3 protein-coding genes are annotated in these 1,677 nt (G+C 62.8%); 2 read left to right on the top strand and 1 reads right to left on the bottom strand.

All coding sequences use genetic code 11. The annotated features are described in order from the left end of the window. Nucleotides 1-180, bottom strand: a 180-nt coding sequence (locus tag EOA19_RS34835; RefSeq protein ID WP_164893097.1) for a helix-turn-helix domain-containing protein, incomplete at its 3' end; no start/stop codon positions are given. 219 nt (nt 181-399) lie between these two features. On the opposite strand from EOA19_RS34835, the gene rpiA reads away from it, so the two are divergent. After that, entirely contained in the window at nt 400-1,131 is a 732-nt protein-coding gene (gene rpiA, locus EOA19_RS34830) for a ribose-5-phosphate isomerase RpiA (protein WP_128306111.1), read from the top strand. Continuing rightward, nucleotides 1,118-1,677, top strand: a 560-nt coding sequence (locus EOA19_RS34825; RefSeq protein WP_164893129.1) for a DUF2059 domain-containing protein, incomplete at its 3' end; no start/stop codon positions are given. The genes rpiA and EOA19_RS34825, both read left to right, overlap by 14 nt.

The following is a 1,677-nucleotide window of genomic DNA, read 5'->3' as shown; positions in this document are numbered from 1 at the left end:
GTCATAGTGGCTGAGCTTGCGAGCGAGGCCGGCAACCCCGTGCGCTTGATAGCTCGCAACCCATTTGCGCACCGTTGCAGCATCTACGCCGTCGGCTGCACCGGCGCTCGCATAGCTCTCTTCACCACTCAAATAACGATCAACAACAGTGCGCTTCAAACTCTCGCTGTGTTTGGACATGAAAACCCCCGAAGGTGGATGTCCAACTTTCGGGGGTCAGTTCACGACGACGGGTGTTGGCGCAAATCAGCACCATGGACAAAAATGTAGCATAGCTGCTGTCACCGGTCAAGGAAATAATTCCTATACACATCACCTGGAGAAGCGCCGTCCAGGGCTTTGACCGGACCGGCAAAAATGCTACGAGCCCGGCAGCAAGTTTCCGGGGCAACAATCGACATGGATGCAAGGCAGTTGAAGGTCGAAGCCGCGCGCGCCGCACTTGCCCATGTGGGCGACGGCATGCGGCTCGGCATCGGCACCGGCACCACGGCCGAAGAGTTCGTGCGGCTGCTTGCCGAAAAGGTTGCCACCGGCATGACCGTCATCGGCGTGCCGACCTCGGAGCGCACCGCTTCGCTGTGCCGCGAGCTTGGCGTGCCGCTGTCGACGCTGGAGGAAACGCCAGAGCTCGATCTCACCGTCGACGGCGCCGACGAAGTCGACCCGGAACTGACCTTGGTCAAGGGCGGCGGCGGCGCGCTGCTGCGCGAGAAGATCGTCGCCGCGGCGTCCCAGCGCATGATCGTCATCGCCGACCGCTCCAAGATGGTCGAGACGCTCGGCCGTTTTCCGCTGCCGATCGAGGTCAATCCGTTCGGCCTGCGCGCCACTGAAATCGCGGTTGCCGCAGCGGCTGAAAAGCTCGGTCTTTCCGGGCCGGTCACATTGAGGATGACGGGAGGGCAGGCTTTTGTTACAGACGGCGGCCATTTTATCCTCGATGCATCTTTTGGCCGCATTCCGGATACAAGAGCGCTTTCGAATGCTCTCCACGCCATTCCGGGCGTGGTCGAGCATGGTCTTTTCATCGGGCTGGCTTCAGCGGCCATCATCGCCGGCGGCGACGGTATCCAAACCGTCCATGCCGCCCGAAAACCAGGGAGTTTTACCGATCATGACGTTGCATAACCGGGTTCGCAGCCTTTCCGTCCTTTTGGCGGCCTCGGCCGTTTTCGCCTTCTCTTCGCCGGCGTTTTCGCAGGATGTCACGGATTCGCACCTGAAGGCCGCCCGCGCGGCGGTGTCTGCGATCCACGCGACCGACCCGTTCGACAACATTCTGCCGCAGGCAGCCGCGGCGCTCGAATCGCAGCTGATCCAGAAGAACCCGGACATGCAGGAACTGATCGGCAAGACGATCAGCGAGAAGGCGCTGGCGCTGGCCTCGCGCCGCGCCGACCTCGAGAAGGAAGCAGCACTCGCCTACGCGAAAGTGTTCTCCGAAAAGGAACTGGCCGACATCGCCGCCTTCTACAATTCCGATTCGGGCAAGAAGCTGCTCGATAGCGGCCCGACGGTGACCCGCGAACTGGTCAAGGCAGCCGACATCTGGCAGAACGGCCTCGGCCGCGATCTCGCCCAGCAGGTTGGCGAAACGCTGGCCGCCGCCGCCAAGGCAAAGGCGCAGGCAGCACCTGCCGCGCCCGCCGACGGAGCCGCCGCTCCGGCCGATGG

The organism is Mesorhizobium sp. M7A.F.Ca.US.010.02.1.1 (assembly GCF_004023085.1).
Taxonomy (GTDB): Bacteria; Pseudomonadota; Alphaproteobacteria; order Rhizobiales; family Rhizobiaceae; genus Mesorhizobium.
The sequence above is the reverse complement of the archived record's forward strand: the minus strand, read 5'-3'. Positions and strand labels throughout refer to the sequence as shown.

Excerpts from the sequence above, each read along its gene's own strand:
- rpiA (WP_128306111.1), top strand. The coding sequence starts at position 400 with ATGGATGCAAGGCAGTTGAAGGTCGAAGCCGCGCGCGCCGCACTTGCC.